The 16,610-nt window shown below is 73.4% G+C and carries 9 protein-coding genes; 4 read left to right on the top strand and 5 right to left on the bottom strand.

The window, feature by feature from the left end; genetic code table 11:
• Nucleotides 1-18: 18 nt before the first annotated feature.
• Nucleotides 19-3,402, bottom strand: coding sequence for a CHAT domain-containing protein (locus tag ACZ7GJ_RS23700; RefSeq protein ID WP_470754457.1), 3,384 nt, complete (start codon nucleotides 3,400-3,402; stop codon nucleotides 19-21).
• A gap of 272 nt (nucleotides 3,403-3,674) precedes the next feature.
• Between ACZ7GJ_RS23700 and ACZ7GJ_RS23695 the strand changes: the two genes are divergently transcribed.
• From ACZ7GJ_RS23695 to ACZ7GJ_RS23680, 4 genes are all read left to right on the top strand, one after another.
• On the top strand, nucleotides 3,675-4,217 hold the full coding sequence (locus ACZ7GJ_RS23695; RefSeq protein ID WP_470754455.1) for a hypothetical protein: 543 nt from the start codon (nucleotides 3,675-3,677) through the stop codon (nucleotides 4,215-4,217).
• A 114-nt stretch (nucleotides 4,218-4,331) separates the two neighbouring features.
• Nucleotides 4,332-7,730, top strand: a complete 3,399-nt coding sequence (locus ACZ7GJ_RS23690) for a CHAT domain-containing protein (protein ID WP_470754454.1) — start codon at nucleotides 4,332-4,334, stop codon at nucleotides 7,728-7,730.
• Nucleotides 7,727-8,440, top strand: a complete 714-nt coding sequence (locus ACZ7GJ_RS23685; RefSeq protein ID WP_470754452.1) for a hypothetical protein — start codon at nucleotides 7,727-7,729, stop codon at nucleotides 8,438-8,440. Before ACZ7GJ_RS23690 ends, ACZ7GJ_RS23685 begins: the two co-directional genes overlap by 4 nt.
• Nucleotides 8,441-8,475: 35 nt before the next feature.
• Entirely contained in the window at nucleotides 8,476-9,123 is a 648-nt protein-coding gene (locus ACZ7GJ_RS23680) for an RES family NAD+ phosphorylase (RefSeq protein WP_470754449.1), read from the top strand.
• A gap of 22 nt (nucleotides 9,124-9,145) precedes the next feature.
• On the opposite strand, the gene ACZ7GJ_RS23675 is transcribed toward ACZ7GJ_RS23680, so the two are convergent.
• The 4 genes from ACZ7GJ_RS23675 to ACZ7GJ_RS23660 all read right to left on the bottom strand — a co-directional run bounded on the left by ACZ7GJ_RS23675 (nucleotide 9,146) and on the right by ACZ7GJ_RS23660 (nucleotide 16,401).
• Complete coding sequence (locus ACZ7GJ_RS23675) at nucleotides 9,146-11,209, bottom strand: SpoIIE family protein phosphatase (RefSeq protein ID WP_470754448.1); 2,064 nt, start codon at nucleotides 11,207-11,209, stop codon at nucleotides 9,146-9,148.
• A 140-nt stretch (nucleotides 11,210-11,349) separates the two neighbouring features.
• Nucleotides 11,350-13,269, bottom strand: coding sequence for a glycoside hydrolase family 5 protein (locus ACZ7GJ_RS23670; protein ID WP_470754447.1), 1,920 nt, complete (start codon nucleotides 13,267-13,269; stop codon nucleotides 11,350-11,352).
• A 79-nt stretch (nucleotides 13,270-13,348) separates the two neighbouring features.
• Complete coding sequence (locus ACZ7GJ_RS23665; protein WP_470754446.1) at nucleotides 13,349-15,391, bottom strand: beta-galactosidase; 2,043 nt, start codon at nucleotides 15,389-15,391, stop codon at nucleotides 13,349-13,351.
• Between the two features lie 26 nt (nucleotides 15,392-15,417).
• Complete coding sequence (locus tag ACZ7GJ_RS23660) at nucleotides 15,418-16,401, bottom strand: LacI family DNA-binding transcriptional regulator (RefSeq protein ID WP_470754516.1); 984 nt, start codon at nucleotides 16,399-16,401, stop codon at nucleotides 15,418-15,420.
• Nucleotides 16,402-16,610: the final 209 nt, after the last annotated feature.

The raw sequence follows: 16,610 nt of genomic DNA, 5'->3' as shown, positions 1-16,610 counted from the left end.
AAGCAAGCCCCTGGCCCCCTAAGGCCTGGCGGACGGCCCCGGGTGGCCCTGGTGGATGAACGCGGCCCAGGTCGCAGGGCGGCTCAGGTCCGGGCCGCGGGTCAGCTCGTCGAGGAGGCTGCCGCCGAGCGACCCCGGGGGTTTGCGCTCCGGGTCGAGCATCCACCGCTGGGCGACGTGGAGCGCGTCGACCGGGCTCAGGCCCTCGACGGTCAGGTAGTGGTGGAACACGGCCATCATCAGCGCCGCGGCCGAGTCCCGGGTCGCCCACCGGGAGCCCACCACGTCCCGCGCGCCGCCCGCCACGAAGGCGGTCGTCAGGGTGAGCGCCTCGTCGTGGTCGCGCTTGCTCAGGTCCGTCTCGCAGGCACTGAGCACCACCAGCGGCCCGTCCGGGCGGTCCTGTTCGTCCGTCGGGCGGTCGAGCAGCCGCGAGACGGTCAGCAGGTCGGTGTCCGCGTCGGGTGCCAGGCGCAGCGCGGAGGTCGTCGGGTTGGTGCCGGCCGATCCGTGGCACGCCACGTGGAGCAGGGACGGAGTGCCGGCGAGTACGTCGAGGAGGTCGCCCGGGGTGCCGGCCGCCGCGCCCCCGGCGGGCGGTTCGTAGAACTCCCCGTACAGACGCGCCCGCGGGTACAGGGACTGCTGGAGCGCCGCCACCTCCAACTCCGCGTACGGCAGGCTCATCGTGGGGTCCGACACCAGGACGGGGGCGTCGGCCGGGGCGCGCCGGGCGCGCCGGACCGTGTTCAGGAACTGGCGGCCGGACGCCGCGTAGCTGATGACCATGATCTGGCAGGCGTAGTCGCTGGGGGACTTGGCCGGCAGGCGGGCCGCGTGCCAGGGAACGATCCCGAGGCGGCCGCAGGGCACCAGCACGATCCTGGGCGGGCCGGGGCGGTCCTTGCGCCGGTTCTCGTTCTCGGCGAGCCGTTCCCCGATGCCGCTCATCACCGGGAGGATCACCGCGGACGTCGCCCAGTCGCAGAGATCGGACAGGGCGTCCTCCCAGGTCTGCGCGGCGGCGGGGACGCCGGGGCGCTCCTGGTGGGCGGCCGCGGCGTCGAGGTACCGCTCCAGGGGGCCGCTCCGCTCGCCGGACAGCAGGGGGAGTGCCCGTACTCCGGTGCCGGTGTCCGGGCCCACGATCACTGCCATGCCGGGCGTGGCGCCCTCGCCCGCGAGCAGGTAGACGAGCGCGTCCGCGTTGCCCTCGGCGACCCCGGCCTTGAGCTCGTCGACCGTGGGAGTACGGAAGAGGACACCGCCCGGCTCGCGCGGGCCCAGGGCCTCCAGGGCGCGGCGCCGCAGGGAGCTGGGCAGTTCCCAGAGGACCGTGTCGGGTGCCGCGCCGCTTCCGGCTCCGGGTCGGGGTCCGGCCACGGCGCGTTCGCGTTCCGCCGCGCGCCATTCGCCCGCGAGGTCGTGGTGGCCGCGGGACTCCAGCAGTTCGGGCACGGCCCGGGAGGTGGACGCCGCGCGCAGCACCAGGGCCCGGCCCAGTTCGAGCGCGGCGACCGCATCCTCGACCCGGCCCTGGGAGGCGGCCCAGACGGCGGCCCGCACGCCGCGGTCGGAGCCGGACCGGGCGGCCAGCAGGCCGTGGTCGGAGCCGGCCTGCAGGACGACCTCACCGGCCAGCGCCTGTAGCGATTCCATGGCCGCGTCCGTGGCGGCGTCCCGGTCCGCCGGGTCCCGGGTGCGGTCCAGGCGGCGGCGGTAGTTCTCCGCGAGCTGCCACAGGGCCGAAGCCGCGAGCTGCGGAGCCCGGCCCTGCCGGATGTCGTCGCGGACCTGCTCCAGTCCGCTGATGGCTGCGTCCAGGTCGGCGTGGTCCTGGGTGGTGGAGTGCCGGAGGGTTGCCGTCAGGGCGGCGAGGTAACGGGTGCCCGTGTCGGCGCCCGGGGCCGGCGGAGCGGGGTCGGGCATGAGGCCGGGGGTGTCGCCCAGCACGGCCCGCGCGGCCCGGAGCGCTTCGCCGAGCGCCACGATCTGCTCCGGGGGAAAGCCCGCTTCCGTCGCGGCCCGGCCCGAGAGGGCGGCTTCCTGCCGCGCCAGGCCGCGTACGAGCATCTCCTTGTCGCCGGTGCGCTCGGCCATCGAGGTGAGTGCGGTGCCGTGGATGAGTTCCACCAGCCAGCGGAAGCCGTGCTCCGCCGGCGTCGCCCGTTCGAGAGCCTCCACCTCGCCGACCAGCCTCAGGTGCTCCTTCTCGTTCCCCGCCTCCTGCGCCGCGTTCATTCTGGTGAACAGTTCGTACGCGCGCACCAAGGTGGTGAGGTCGGCCGCTCCGGGATCTCCGGCCGTCCACTGCGCGAAGTGCTCCACGACCGAGTCGATCTGCCCGTGGGCCGCGCCGCTGTCCGCCCGGCTGCCTCCCAGCGGCCCGGCCGTCTGGAGCACCATGCGCATCAGGTTCTCGATCTCGGAGGCCCGGCCGTGCCCCGCGGGCAGGCGGTCGAGCTGCCCGCCCAGCCGGTGGAGAAGCCGGTTGAGGGACTCGGGATCGCCGGTTTGCAGGGCATCCGGCAGGCCGAGCATGGCGGTGAACCACGCGCTCGTGACGGCCGTGGTGGCCTCGGATTCCGACTGCGGCTCCTGGCCGGCGGCCTCCGGTACCGGCAGCTCGCGCGATTCGGATTGGTCGGCCGGGGCGGCTTGGTCGGGCAGGGCGGCTTGGTCGGGCGGGGCGGCTTGGTCGGGCAGGGCGGCTTGGTCGGGCAGGGTTGCCAGGATGTCCGTCAAGATCCGCAGCTGCTCGCGGAACGGCAGGTCGGGGGGCAGCATGGCCAGCAGGGCCTCGGGGTCGGAGAGGCCGGTCTCCGACACGTACGCCAACGCGTCCTGCATCTGCCCCAGCCGGGCCCGGAGTTCCGGTGGCACCGGCAGTTGCCCGACCTCGGCGGCCAGCGCCGACATCCGGGCCGCCTCGGCAGCGGCCCCTTCCGGCCCCGCCGCCATCGCCCGGTCGAAGACGGACCAGAAGTCCGGGGGCGCCCCCGCCGGGCGGCCCGGCTCCGTATGACCCGACACCATCATCAGGAACATCGCCGCCCACTGCCTGCCGTCCTCCGCCATCCGCTCCCCGACGGCCGTCGTCCGGTCCCGGACCTCCTCCAGCAGCCGCCGGGCCCGGACCGGGTCGTCCGGTGTGCCGCGCCCGGTGGCGTGGCGGGTGGCGAGCAGGGTGCCGAGCACCAGGGTGACCCTGCCGAGCAGCTCCGGGGCGTGGTCCAGGAGGGTCCGTAGCCGCGAGAGTTCGGCGACGGACCCCTCGAACTCCTCGGCGGACACGGGGTCGCCCTCGCCTCCCCGCCCCACCAGCCGGGCAGCGCGTTCGGCCGCCTCGGTGGCCCAGGCCCGAAGGGCCCGTACCCCGCCGCTCTCCCCGTCCTCCGCCATGCCCCCACACCCCGTCCGCCTCGGTGGATCCGTCCGCCCGTTCCCGCCGCCCATGATGGCCGCGGAGTGCTCCCGTGGTACCCGATCGCGGTCAACTCTCCCCGCCCGACCGGAAATCAACCGGCGACCACCCCGGCACCGCCCATGGCACCCCCCGCTCCCGGCACCACTGGGCGGCAACGGGTCGGGCACCGGTCGAAGTCCGGGCCGGGCCTTCACCCGGCGCACCCTCCCCTGCTTCGCTTGTCGTGCGGGGAATGAGGGGGGGCCGCGTGGACATCGGTGTGGTGACCGCTCCGCTGACAGCGGTCGCGGGTGTCGTCGGCACACTGATGTCCGCGCTGCTGACGCAGCGGGCGGCTGATCGCAGCCGCCAGCGCGAGCAGGAGCGGACCGAGGAGTTGTGGGACCAACGCGCCGCGGCCCAGGACCTGTGGGCGTGCTACGTGGCCCTCAACACCTCCGGCCGGCACTATCTGGCCGCGCTCACCGACCAGTTGTACGCGCTGGGACGCGACGCCGACGCGCCCCACGCACGGCAACGGCTCGTCGGTGCGCGCGACCACCACCGGGAGGTGTACGCGGAGGCGCAGATGCGGCTGCCGGAGCGGGTCCTCGATCACGCGGCCGCCGTCAGCCACGGTCTCGGAATGGTCTACGGCATGGTCCGAAGGCTGGATGGCGGCGCGCGGCGCCCGGGGGACTCACCGGCCGCCGCACACGCGGCCATCGAGTCGCTGTGGTCCCGACTGCGCGCGATGCGGCGGGAGATGCGGGCCGATCTGGGCACCTCGAGGTCGGAAGCCGGTCGTTGACCGGGAGAAGCGGAGAACTCGCCTCCACGCCCCGCCACGGATGTGCATAGTGGGGATTCGTGGGCTGTTGGGGACGTGTGGGGGCCGTTCGTGGCCCGGAGAGGCGGATTGCCGATGAGCCGGGAGGAGAGCGGTGGCGTCGAGGGCCTGCGCGCCTGGGTGTCGGACGCGGTGGAGCGGGCGAAAGGGCTGCTCGCCGGCCTCCAGGGAGCGGCCGGTCCGGTGTCGCCCCGCGCCTGCGAGGCCTCGGTCGCGGAACTCGAACAGCTCGCCGGGCTGCTGGACCACGACGAGCAACTGCGCGGCTCGGTGAACGTATGGCTCGCGGGTGCGCTGACCGTGCGGCACGCGAACGGGGGCGGTACGGCGGCGGACCGGGACCGGGCCGCGGCGCTGCTGCGGGCCGCCCGGGACCGTACGACACCGCTGGGCGCGGTGGTGACCGAGGAGGAGCGGCGATGGGCGGCCCTCTTCCTGATCAGCCACGTCTCACCGATCCAGCCCCAGCAGGGATACGGCGGCGCACCCGACCTCTCCGGCTATCTCGACTGGCTCACGCGGTCGGGCCCCGCCGAGATGATGACCTCGGCGACGGAGATCCGCGAGCTGGTGCTCGACATGGCGCAACTCTCCCTGCCGGACGAGGTGATGGGTCAGCTGCGCCAGCTCCAGGAGAACCTCGCTGCCCCGTCCCTGCAAGGGCTCTCCGAGATGATGGCGGGCATGGTGCCGGGCGGGTCGCCGATCGCGGATCAGTACCGGCAGATGATGGAGCAGGTGTTCGCCCGCGCCGGGGGCTTCGCAGGCGGTCGGGCGAACGGCGGGACGACGCCGACCGCCCCGCCCTCGCCGCCCGCCCCGCCCCCGCGGCCGGAGCCCGCCCCGCCTCCGCAGCCGGAAGCGGAGCCGGGGCTCACTCCTGACGCCCTGCGGAACATGGTCCGCGCCTGGGACGCCGTCCACGCGACTACCCAGGGACTGGACCCCGTCCTGCGCAGCGGTGATCCCGAGGCGCTCAACGGCCTGTTGCGCAAGCTGCGTTCGGCACAGGACCTGCCGCTCCCGGATCCGGCGCAGACCTCCGCGCTGGAGGGCATGAGGGCGCTCCTGCTCGGCATCAGTCCGGCCGTGGGCGGCACCCGCCAGGACATGTCGGCCGGCCGCGCCCACATGGGCTCGATCATCGCCCACCTGGAGGCGGTCTCCGGCTCGCTGCCCGAGGCCCTGGGTGACCCTGCCGCCCTGGGCCGTGCGATGGACATCGGGTCCCGGGCGATGGACGCGCGGGAGGCGCAGGACGTGCCGGCGATCCACGCGCTCGTGGCAGAGGCGGAGGCCCTGGCGGCGACCGTCCCCGAGAGCGCTCCGCTCCGGTTCGCGGTCGACGGTGCGCTCGCCGCGGCGTACGGCGCGCTCGGGATCGTCACCCGGGACCGGGAGACGCTGCTGCGGACCATGGCCCTCATGGAGCAGACGATGAACCGCGCCAAGGAGAGCGGACTGCCGTTCGCCGACGAGCTGCCCCTCCACGGAATGGGGGACCTCGCCCTCATCCGCGCCGCCCTCGCCGGGGAGCCGACGAGCTCGGTCTACGACCACGTTCCGCTGCCCCCGGACGCCTCGATGGAGGATCTCCACGCCTCCACGCTCTCCCTGATCGTGCGCGTCAGCCTCGACCGCGACCCGGCCGTGCTCGATGTCCTGATCGGCGAACTCGAACGCCTCCGGGACGGGGTCCGGGAGGGCAGGGCGCCGCGGATCGCGGCCGACGCGCTGTGGCACCTGGCCGAGGCCTACGAACTGCGCCGTCGGCTTCGGAAGGACGCCGCCGACCCGGCGGACAGCGGCGGCGCGCTCGAAGCCGCCGAGGAGGCTTTGACGGCCCTCGCCGGCGACGTCCTGCTCCAGGCGGGCGCCGAGCACGGCCTGCTGGCCGCCCGCACCGGAGCCAGCCGGGGCGTACGGGCGGCCCGGATCGCCGCCTCGTACGGAAAGCTGCACGAGGCCGTGGCCGCGCTGGAACTGGGCCGGGCCCTGGTGCTGCAGGCGGCCTCCACCTCCTCGGCCGTGCCCGAACTCCTGGACGCGGCCGGGCACCAGGACCTCGCGGAGGCCTGGCGGACGGCCGCCGGCGACGGCCGCGGGCCGGACGGTGCGGGCGAGGTTCCCGGTCTGCTGCCGAGCACCCTGCGCCGCCAGGCCCTCGACGCCCTCGGCTACCGCCGGGACGGTGGCCTGCTGGGCACGCCCACGCTGAGCGAGCTCGCGGACGGGCTCGCCGACGCCGGTGCGGACGTACTCCTCTACCTGGTGGCCGGGGACGACGCGGGCCCGGGCCTGACGATCGCGGTGGGGCCGCAGCTGGGGGCGGGGGCGGGCGCCCTGCCCCAGCTCCGCGACGGCGAGGACGGCCCACTGGCACGGTACGTCGAGGCAGCAGCGGCACGGGACCGCGACCACGGCGACGCCGCCGTCGCCCGGGCGTGGGAAGAGGCCCTGGAGGAGTTGTGCGACTGGGCGTTCCAGGCGCTCGGCCCGGTCCTCAGCGGCATCGAGGAGCGCCTGGCGGCGGCCGACGAGGGGCGGGGGCGCGAGGACGGGGGCGACGACGGGGGCGAGGACGGGGACCGGCCGCTCCGCGTCGTACTGGTGCCCTGCGGGCGCCTGGGGATCGTGCCGTGGCACGCCGCGCGGCTCCCGGCCGAGGCGGACCACGAGCGGCTCTGCCAGGTGGCGGTCATCAGTTACGCGGCATCCGGCGGCCAGTTCCTGCGGACGGCACGACGGGCGCCGCGGGACCCGGTGGCCGCCCCCGTACTGGTCGCCGACCCGACGATGAGCCTGGGGTTCTCCGACACGGAGGTCACCGCCCTGCGGGACGCCTTCTATCCGGACGCCCGGCTGTTCGGCGCGCTCTACGGCGAGGAACTGCCGCCCGGCACGCCCGAAGCGGTGCTGGGGTTCCTCGGCGACGACACCTCCATGCTGCACGTGGTCTCGCACGGGTCGGCGGGCACCCGCCCCACGGTCTCGGCCCTGGACCTCGCGGCCGACGAGCAGTGCACACCGGCGCCGTTGACCGTGACCCGACTGCTCGATCGGAAGGGACAACAGGACGGAGCCGACGGGCCGTTGGTCGTCCTGAGCGCATGCCAGACAGATCTGAGCAAGGGCGACCACGACGAGGCGCTGACCTTGACCACGGCGTTCGCGGCCGCCGGAGCGCGGGACGTCGTGGGATCGCGGTGGCTCGCCCAGGACAGCGCCTCGGCGCTGCTGATGGCGGTGTTCCACCACCATCTGGTCGTCGACGGGCTCAGCCCCGTGGACGCCCTGCGGGCCGCGCAGTTGTGGATGCTCGACCCCGGCCGCGAGAACCCCGGCTCCCTCCAGGGCGACCTGCTCAGGGAGATGGGACGGCCGGGACTGGAACGGGCCGCGCTCTGGGCCGCCTTCATCCATCAGGGGCATCCGGGACCGGGTGCGACGAAGACAGCAGAAGGGACAGCATGAACGAGGAGGGCCGCGGACCATCCGCGGAGCCGCTGCTCGCCCTGATCGGCGAGCACCGGGAGTCGATCCGCACGGCGCTCGACGACGAGCAGCACGCGCTGCTGCTCACCCGGCTGACCGCGCTCGCCGAGGCGCCGCCGGACGACACGATGGCGGTGCGCAGGGCGCTCCAGGGGGTCCGGCTGGCGCTGCGGCCGCTGCCGTTCGAGCATCCGGTACGCGTCGCGCTGGACGGCGTACGGCTGGTGGCCGCGCCCCCCGGGCCGGCGACCGTGACGGAGGCGCTGGCACTGATCGACCTGATGTCCGCCCCGGATCCGGTGCCCGCCGGGCCCCCTCCCGCCGCCCCGCCCGCCGTGGGGGCCGGCGACGACCGCGCGCCCGACCCGCTGCTGCGGGAGCCGGCGCTCTCGGCGGCCGAGGCGACCGCCCGCTGCGGTGGTGCGCCACCGCCCGAACTGATCAGGCTGCCGGACCCGCCGAACGGCGACCGCTACCCGCGGTTCCAGTTCCCCACCGGGGGTGGCGCCCCGCACGAGGTCGTCCTCGAAGTCAACCGGCTGCTCCTGGCGGACATCGATCCCCGGGGCGCCGCTTCCTGGTGGCTCGGCGCAAACACCTGGCTGGGCGGGACCCCCGCATCGTTCCTGGGACGGCTGCCCGACCACGAACTCGTCGGTGCGGCCACCGCACTCGTGGAGGGAGAGTGATGAGCAGCCTCCTGCCCGCAATCAAGTTCTTTCCCATGATCAAGAACGAACTGGACCCCAACCTTGAGGTGATCCCGGCCGGCACGGAGCTGTGGCGGGTGCACAGGTCCAAGTACAGGCCCACCCAGTTCAACCCGACGCTCGCGGACCTCCACTTCAACGGCGGCCGCTTCGAGGGCACGGTGCTGGACCCGTACCGGAGTCTGTACGTGGCCAACAGCGCCTTGACCGCGGTCGCGGAGAGCGTGCTGCGCTCGGTGCCCTGGACGGGCGGCCGCCGGGAGGTCCCGTACGCCGCCGTGCGCGAGCGGACGCTGAGCGTGCTGCGCACCACGCGCGAGCTGACCTTGGTCTCACTGCTGGAGGAGAAGGACCTGGCCGCCGTCCATCAGACCGCCAACCTCCTGGACGACGAGCGGAGCTATCCGATGGCACGGCGGTGGGCGAGCGAGATCCGGGCGCAGACCCCCGACGCCATGGGGCTGGTCTGGCTGTCCCGCCGCAACCGGCCCATGCACGCCATGGTGCTCTTCCACGACCGCTTCGACGACTGCCACTGCAACGCGCTGGAGGTGCTGCCGGGACGGGGCATCGCGGACCTCGGCTCCCCGGAGGGCCTGGAGGAGGTGAACGCACTGCTCGATCCTCTGCGGGCGCAGGTGTCGGAGCCCGTGGCGCGGTGAACCTTCCCGGTCACGGCACCGGCTAGGCGCCGATGCGGGCGACGAGGAGGGCTACGTCGTCGTCGGCGGCAGCCGGGACGAGGTGGGTGATCAGCGAGTCGCACAGGTGGTCCAGCTGCCGCTGCGGGTCCGCGAGCAGTCGGGTCAGCTCGGCCAGTCGCTCGTCGAGGTCGCAGCCGCGGGCTTCGATCAGCCCGTCGGTGTAGAGCACGAGGAGGCTGCCCGGGGGTACGTCGATCTCGGTGGGAGAGAAGTCGATGCCCCCGACGCCCAGGGGGACCCCGGGCGGGGTGTCGAGGAGCCGGACCGTGCCGTCGGGGAGCACGAGTGCGGGTGGCGGATGTCCGGCCCGGGTGACGGTGCAGTGCCCGGTGGCCGGGTCGCAGACGACGTACAGGAAGGTGGCCAGCATCGGCTCGGCGAGATCGCCGAGGACTTCCTCCAGCTGGTGCAGCAGTTGTACGGGTGGAAGGTCCAGGCGGGCGAGGGCCCGTACGGAGGCGGCCAGCCGGCCCATGACCGCGGCCGCGGCGATGCCGTGGCCCATCACGTCGCCGATGAGCAGGGCCGCCTTGCCGCCCGTCAGGGCGAGTACGTCGTACCAGTCCCCGCCGACCTCGTTGACGTCGCTGGCGGGGAGGTACCGGTGGCTGACCTCGATGCCGGACGGCGGGGTGATGTGCTGGGGCAGCATGCTGCGCTGCAGGATCACCGCGGTCTCGTGCTCACGGTGGTAGAGCCGGGCGTTGTCGATGCTCAGCGCGGCGCGGGCGGCGAGTTCACCGGCGAGGGTGACGTCCTCGGATCCGAAGGGGCCTATCGGGCGGGTGCGGTAGAAGGTGGCGACGCCGAGCACCGTCTCGCGCGCTACCAGGGGTGCCATGACGAACGAGTGCACTCCCACCGCGAGCAGTTGGGCGGGTTTGGCCGAGTGCCGGGCGGCGGGGGCGATGGCCTCCTCGTCGAGGCGGGCGACCAGGAAGGGCTGCCGGGCAGCCAGGGACTGGGTGTAGGGGGCGGCCGCGGGGAAGGTGAGCGCCCTGCCGAGGGGGGCGAGGATGTCGGTCACCCTGGATCCGGACAGCGGGGCCTTGCCGAGGCGCCGCAGGGCGACCCCGCCGGCCAGCCCCATGCCGGGCTCGTCCCCGCCCGCCAGCGAGTCCAGGACGTCCACGGTGACGGCATCGGCGAGGCGCGGCACGGCGAGATCGGCGAGTTCCTGCGCGGTGCGCTCCAGATCGAGGCTGGCGCCGACGCGCATGCTTGCCTCGCTGAGCAGGGCGAGCCGGCGCCGGGCCGCTTCGGCCTCGACGTGGTCGCGCTGCTGCTCGGTGATGTCGACGAGCGAGGCGATGACGCCGATCGGCATCCGGGCGGGGTCCTCCACCCGGACGTACGAGCAGGACCACACCCGGTCGTGTTCCGGTTCGGCCGGCGTCCGCCCGACACGGCGCCGGTCGAGGACCGGCCGCCCCGTCTCCAGCACCTGCAGCATGGCCTCCTCCATCTCCCGGGCGTTCACCTCCGGGAGGATCTGGGCCAGGCGGCGCCCCACGTGCGCCGATTCCGGCAGGCCGTTCATGGCTTCGAGCGCGGCGTTGACCTGGAGGAACCGCAGCTGCGTGTCGAGGATGGCGATTCCGACCGGGGAGCGGGCGAACAGGCCGTCCCACACCGCCGACGCTCCCCGGATGCGGCGTGCGGCGTGGGCGTCGGCGGCGAAGACCAGGACCGTGGCCGCACCGTGCCTGCGATCGGACACCGGGCAGGCCCAGATCTCCAGCTCCAGCGGGTGTCCGTCACGGTGCCAGGCGGTCACCGTGCCCATCACGCCCCGCCCGGTGGCCGCGGCTTCCCAGAGGGAGCGGCCCAGACTGCGGTCGGATCCCGGGTGCAGGAGGTCCGCGATGTTGCGTCCCAGCATCTGGGGCGGGGCGTAGCCGAGCAGTTCCTGCGCGACCTGGTTCCAGCGCACGATCGTTCCGTCGGCGCTGGTGGCCACCAGGGCGACCGGCAGCGCACCCAGCCATCCGCCGGCCGCCTGCGCGGCGCCGCTGATCAGCTCGTCGACCGGGAGCTCGTTCATCCGGCCGCCCGTACCGGCGGACCTTCCCGGAACCGTGTCTCCACGGATCCATCGTCTGCCGGTACGCGCGGCGCCGCCTGCTGGTCGAGCCGCCTGACGCGCCGTACTCGTTCAGTCGCTCACGGTCACGGTCACGGTCGCTACAGCTTGCGGCACAGCAGGGCGTCCGGTGTCCTGCCCTTGGCCCAGGCTCCGGTGAAGGCGATGCCCGCGGCGTACTCGTCGGTCGCGCACTGCCCCTTGTAGTTGCCGTGGGCGAACTCTCCTCCGGGGCCTCCGGCCGGCCGGCTGTCACCGCGGTCGAACCAGACGGTACGGCCGCTGGTGCCGAGGGTCCGGGCCGCCTGGGCGCACAGGACCGCGGAGACGGCCTGGCCGCGCACGCTGTAGCCGATCATGAACTGGTTGGGGCCGCACTGGTACTTCGTGTAGCCGCCCGCCCAGTCGCCCTGCTGTACGTAGCGCTCGTCGGTCACGACGGTCGGCGCCGGGCCGGCGGCCGCCAGGCCCGCGGCCCCGGCATCGGTGCACAGGCCGCGCCCGTCGCGGTGTGCCAGGCCGACGAGCCGCTGCCCGTCGGGGCACACGCCCTTGCGGGCTCCCGAGTCCCAGTCCCCGGCCGACCGTACGCGCACCGACTGGACCGCGTCGGCGTGGTCGAGGTTGAGCATGTCCCAGGTGGCGGGGACGGCTACCTGGCCGGTCTTCTGGGGCGAGGTGACCAGGCGGTTCCAGTTGGCGGCGCGCCAGTCAGCGCCGTCGAGGATGCCGGAACGGCGGCCTGCCGCGTCGAAGTTGAGGATGGACCAGGTGCCGTGTCCGGACCAGCCGACCAGGGGCCAGTAGGCGAAGTCGGTGTCGTTGGCGACCAGGTAGTCGACGAAGTTGCCGAACCAGGCGCGCGCCTGGGGGTTGGTCTCGTCGCTGCCGATGCCGAACTCGCTGATCCACAGGGGTGCGGTGAAGTGGCTGCCCGTGTCGGACGCGACGTAGAACGCCTGGCGCTGGAGGGTCGCGAACAGGTCCTCGCGGGAGAGTTCCTGGTAGCGCGGGTCGTGGGTCTCGCCCATGCCGGTCGCGCCGGTGTGGTTCGGTCCGGTGTAGCCGTAGAAGTGCGCCGCGTACACCAGCTTGTTGGAGGCGACGAGGGTGTGCGAGAGGGTGCGCACCGGTTCGAGCGTGGGGCGCCCGTGGGGCAGTCCGTCGGCGGGGATGCCCTGCCAGTTGATGCCTTCGACGATCACCAGGAGGTCCGGGCTCACCTCGGTGAGGAGCCGGTCGCCGAGGCGCTGGGACGCGGCCCACCAGTCGTGGTCGTTGCCCCAGTTCCAGTTGGCGTCGTCGGTGACGGTGCGGCGGACCTCGTTGTAGAGGTCGGCGCCGACGACGCGCTTGTTGTCCTTGTAGCGGCGGGTGAGGTCGATCCAGTCGTTCTCCCACTGCGCGGTGGACTGGCTGGTGTTCCAGCGTTCGTTGCCGTCGAGGCCGCAGCAGAAGCGTGAGGTGTTGGTGTGGTTGTTGAGGATCACCGCGAAGCCGTCGGCCGTGGTGGCGGCGATGACGGCGTCGAAGACCTGGAGCGGGGTCTTGCCGCGCAGGTGCGGGTTGGCTGCGACCGAGGCGTCGGAGACGGGGCGCTGGTCGTGCAGCATCTCGTTCGAGAACGGCAACCGGATGCTGTTGATGCCCAGTTCGTGGAATCCGGCGAGGATCTGCGGGATCGGGGCGCGGTCCAGGCCCAGGGGCATCTGGTCGGCCTTCTCGCCGTCGTGGTGGCTGGCCGGGTCGTTGATGTCACCGGAGCCGCTCCAGGACCCTTGGGCGCCGTGCCAGTTCGCGGACTTGAGCTTGAAGCGGTTGCCGTCGGCGTCGACGACGTAGCGGCCGCGGGTGCTGAGGGGCGGCCGCCAGGAGTCGGCCAGGGACGCCGCGGCGCCGACCGCCGCCGGGGTCGCGGTCGTCTCGGCCGCGGTGGTGGACGCGAGCGTCGGGGAGGCGGCGCCTAGTGCTCCGAGCAGGAGCGCCGCGGCGAATATCGCCGGCAGTACGGGTCTTCTCACAGTGTCCTCCGAATGCCTGGGGGGGGTGGGGACGTGCGTGGTGGACGTGCCTGGTGGGGCGACGGGGCGCTCGACTCCCTCAGCTGCCGAGGACGGCGACGCCCCGCGGTTCGAGGGTCAGGCGGCGGACGAGCGGCCGTTGGTCGTCGAGGAGGTCCCGTCGGGCGGCCGGCAGCATCAACTGGTAGGTGTCCTCGGTGTGGTTGAGCAGGACGAGGACGTCGTGGTCCGCGCCGTGGCGGATCGCCGCCTGGATTCCGGTGGGCAGGCCGGGCACGACGGGGGCGACTCCCGCGTCGGCGAGCGAGCGGTCGACGATGGCCCGCATCGTGACGGGATCGGGCCGCGTCGCGACGTAGCGGGCGGTCCCGCGGCCGTGGGTGTGCACGGTGGCCGCCGGGCGGTCGTCCCAGTCGGGTCCCGCGAAGAGGAGTTCGGGGCGGGCGCCGGTGAGCTTCACGTCCTCGCGCCACAGCGACGCCGGCGCGGGCACGGGGTCGCCGCCCGCCGGGGCCCGCAGCGGGACCGCCTCACCCTCGGCGGCCGGCCAGAACTCCTCGACCCGTACGCCCAGTACGTCGCCGAGCGGGGCGGGGTAGCCGCCCGTGTGCACGCGGTCGTGCTCGTCGACGATCCCGGTGAAGAACGAGGCGAGGAGGGAGCCCCCGTCCGCCACGAAGGCGCGTATCCGCACGGTGGTCTCGGCGGAGAGCAGGTAGTGGCTGGGCAGCACGAGCAGCTTGTACGGCGAGAGGTCCGCGGAGGGGTGGACGACGTCGATGCCTACGCCGGCTTCGAACAGGGGGGCGTAGTGGTCGAGGACCCGGTCGAGGCAGCGCACGCCGTCCGAGGGGTGCGAGTCGAGTTCGAGCGCCCACCAGTTGTCCCAGTCGAACATGACCGCGACCTCGTTGCGGATGCGTGTACCGGCCAGCTCGGGCACCAGGGCCAGTTCACGGCCCAGCTCGCGCACCTCGGCGTGCACCCGGGTGCCGGCCCCCGCGTGCGGGACCATGCCGGAGTGGAACTTCTCCGCGCCGCCCCGGGACTGCCTCCACTGGAAGTACATGACGGCGTCCGCGCCCTGCGCGACGGCCTGCCAGCTCCACAGGCGCATCCGGCCGGGGCTCTTGCCCCCGTTGCGGCCCCGCCAGTTGACGGCGGACGGGGCCTGCTCGGTCAGCAGCCACGGCTTGCCCCCGGCCGCCCCGCGCAGGAGGTCGTACGACAGGGCGGCGCCGATGTGTGCGGCCTCCCAGTGGGGGTCCGGGTAGCTGTCCAGGGCGAGTACGTCCATCTCCGGCGCCCAGGAGTGGACGTCGACGGCCTTGTGCCCGGCGAGGAAGTTCGTGGTCACCGGGGTATCGGGGGTGATGCGCCGCAGCACGTCGCGTTCGAGGGTGAAGCACGTGCGCAGCGCGTCGCTGCTGAAGCGCTTGAAGTCGAGCTGCTGGGAGGGGTTGGGGTAGGTGGGGGCGGCGCGCGGGGGCAGGATCTGGTCGAAGGAGGTGTAGCACTGCGACCAGAAGTCCGTGGACCAGGCGTCGTTGAGCGCGTCGACATCGCCGTAGCGGGCGGTCAGCCAGTTGCGGAAGTCGGCGGCGGAGACGTCGCAGAAGCATTCGGCGACATGGATCCCGTACTCGTTGCCGATGTGCCACAGGCCCAGCGCCGGGTGGTCGCGGTAGTGCGTGGCGACGGCTTCGACGAGGCGGACGGCCCGGTCGCGGAAGACCGGGCTGGAGGGGCAGAAGTGCTGGCGGCCCCCCGGGGACAGGATGCCGCCCGCGGCGGTGACCGGCAGGATCTCGGGGTGCTCGACGGCGAGCCACGGGGGTGGCGACGCGGTCATGGTGGCGAGGTCGGCGGTGATGCCGTGGGCGGCCAGGTCGTCCATGACGGTGTCGAAGAAGCCGAAGTCGTAGGTGTCGCGGGAGGGTTCGACGCGGGCCCAGGCGAAGATGGCGAGGTTGACGAGGTTGACGCCCGCCTCGTTCATCAGGCGCAGGTCTTCGGCACGGGTGGCCTTGTCCCACTGCTCGGGGTTGTAGTCGCCGCCGAATCCGAGGCCGCCCAGTCGCGCACCGAGGGCTCGGGCACGCTCTGGTGTCGGAGAGTTCATCTTCCTTACCCCTTCAGGTACTTCGGTCAGCTACGCGGTGGCGCCGTGCTGTCGCGCGCCACCAGGGTCGGCATGACCGACACGATGGAGGAGTCCGTCGAGGGGACGCCTTCGATCTGGCTCAGGAGCCGGTCCACGCAGGCCGCACCGACCCGGGAGAGGTCCTGGTCCACGGTGGTCAGCGGCGGGAGGAAGTGGGCGGATTCGGCGATGTTGTCGAACCCGACCACGCTCACGTCCTCGGGCACGCGGCGCCCCGCCTCGCGGAGCGCCCGGACCAGGCCGAGTGCCATCTGGTCGTTGGCCGCGAACACCGCGGTGACCTCCGGCCGGTCGGCGAGCTCCCGACCCACCCGGTAGCCGCTGTCCGCGCTCCAGTCGCCGTGGACGGCCTGCGGGATCGGGGCGCCAGCCACCCGGAGCACGCGTTGCCACGCCTCGGCCCGGCGGCGCGCCGGGTGTGAGTCCTGCGGGCCGGCCAGGTGCCACACCGTGGTGTGGCCGAGCCCCAGCAGGTGGTTCACGGCGATCTCGGCGCCGGCCGCGTGGTCGGTGTGGACGCCGGGGTAGCGGTGGCCGTCGCCTCCGTCGACGACGACGACCGGGAGCCCCAGGGGGAGCACCAGCGAACCGGTCAGGATCTGGGCCTCGTTGACGATGACCCCGTCGACCGCATGGCCGCTCAGCCGGTGGAACGCCTCCAGTACCGCTTCCTGGGTCTGCGCCTGCGGGACGACGACGTTGACCGAGTAGTCGGTGGACTGCACGGCGGAGACGATCGACTCCAGCGTGCGTGCGTTCCCGTGCGCCTTGAGGTCGAAGCTGATGACGCCGATCGTCCGGAACTTGCCGGTGGCCAGCGCCCTGGCAGCGGTGTTGGGCCGGTACCCGAGCATGCGGACGGCCCGGACGACCTTGTCGCGGGTCGCCTCGTCGACGCGGGCGGTCGCGTTGACCACTCGGGAGACGGTCTGCGCCGAGACTCCCGCCATGGCCGCGACATCCGCCATCGACGGGGGCCTGGGGCGGTCCGCGGCCGGGGAACGGGGCTTGCGTGGCTGCTGCCCATCCTTCGCCATGGTGCAGTTCCTCTCGCACTGTGCTGTCCGGGCATCTTCCTGAACGGCATCATGTTTGCGCGAACATGCCTCATTGGTCAACAGGCCACAGAGCGGCTTCGGACAACAAGGCCACCTGGTTGCCTCCTTCACAGTCTCCC

This window comes from Streptomyces sp. NPDC037242 (assembly GCF_055604165.1).
Note: the sequence above shows the minus strand (reverse complement) of the source record. Positions and strands in the feature narration are given on the sequence as shown.

Excerpts from the sequence above, each read along its gene's own strand:
- ACZ7GJ_RS23700 (WP_470754457.1), bottom strand. The coding sequence starts at position 3,402 with ATGGCGGAGGACGGGGAGAGCGGCGGGGTACGGGCCCTTCGGGCCTGG.
- ACZ7GJ_RS23690 (WP_470754454.1), top strand. The coding sequence starts at position 4,332 with ATGAGCCGGGAGGAGAGCGGTGGCGTCGAGGGCCTGCGCGCCTGGGTG.
- ACZ7GJ_RS23685 (WP_470754452.1), top strand. The coding sequence starts at position 7,727 with ATGAACGAGGAGGGCCGCGGACCATCCGCGGAGCCGCTGCTCGCCCTG.
- ACZ7GJ_RS23680 (WP_470754449.1), top strand. The coding sequence starts at position 8,476 with ATGATCAAGAACGAACTGGACCCCAACCTTGAGGTGATCCCGGCCGGC.
- ACZ7GJ_RS23675 (WP_470754448.1), bottom strand. The coding sequence starts at position 11,209 with ATGAACGAGCTCCCGGTCGACGAGCTGATCAGCGGCGCCGCGCAGGCG.
- ACZ7GJ_RS23665 (WP_470754446.1), bottom strand. The coding sequence starts at position 15,391 with ATGAACTCTCCGACACCAGAGCGTGCCCGAGCCCTCGGTGCGCGACTG.
- ACZ7GJ_RS23660 (WP_470754516.1), bottom strand. The coding sequence starts at position 16,401 with ATGGCGGATGTCGCGGCCATGGCGGGAGTCTCGGCGCAGACCGTCTCC.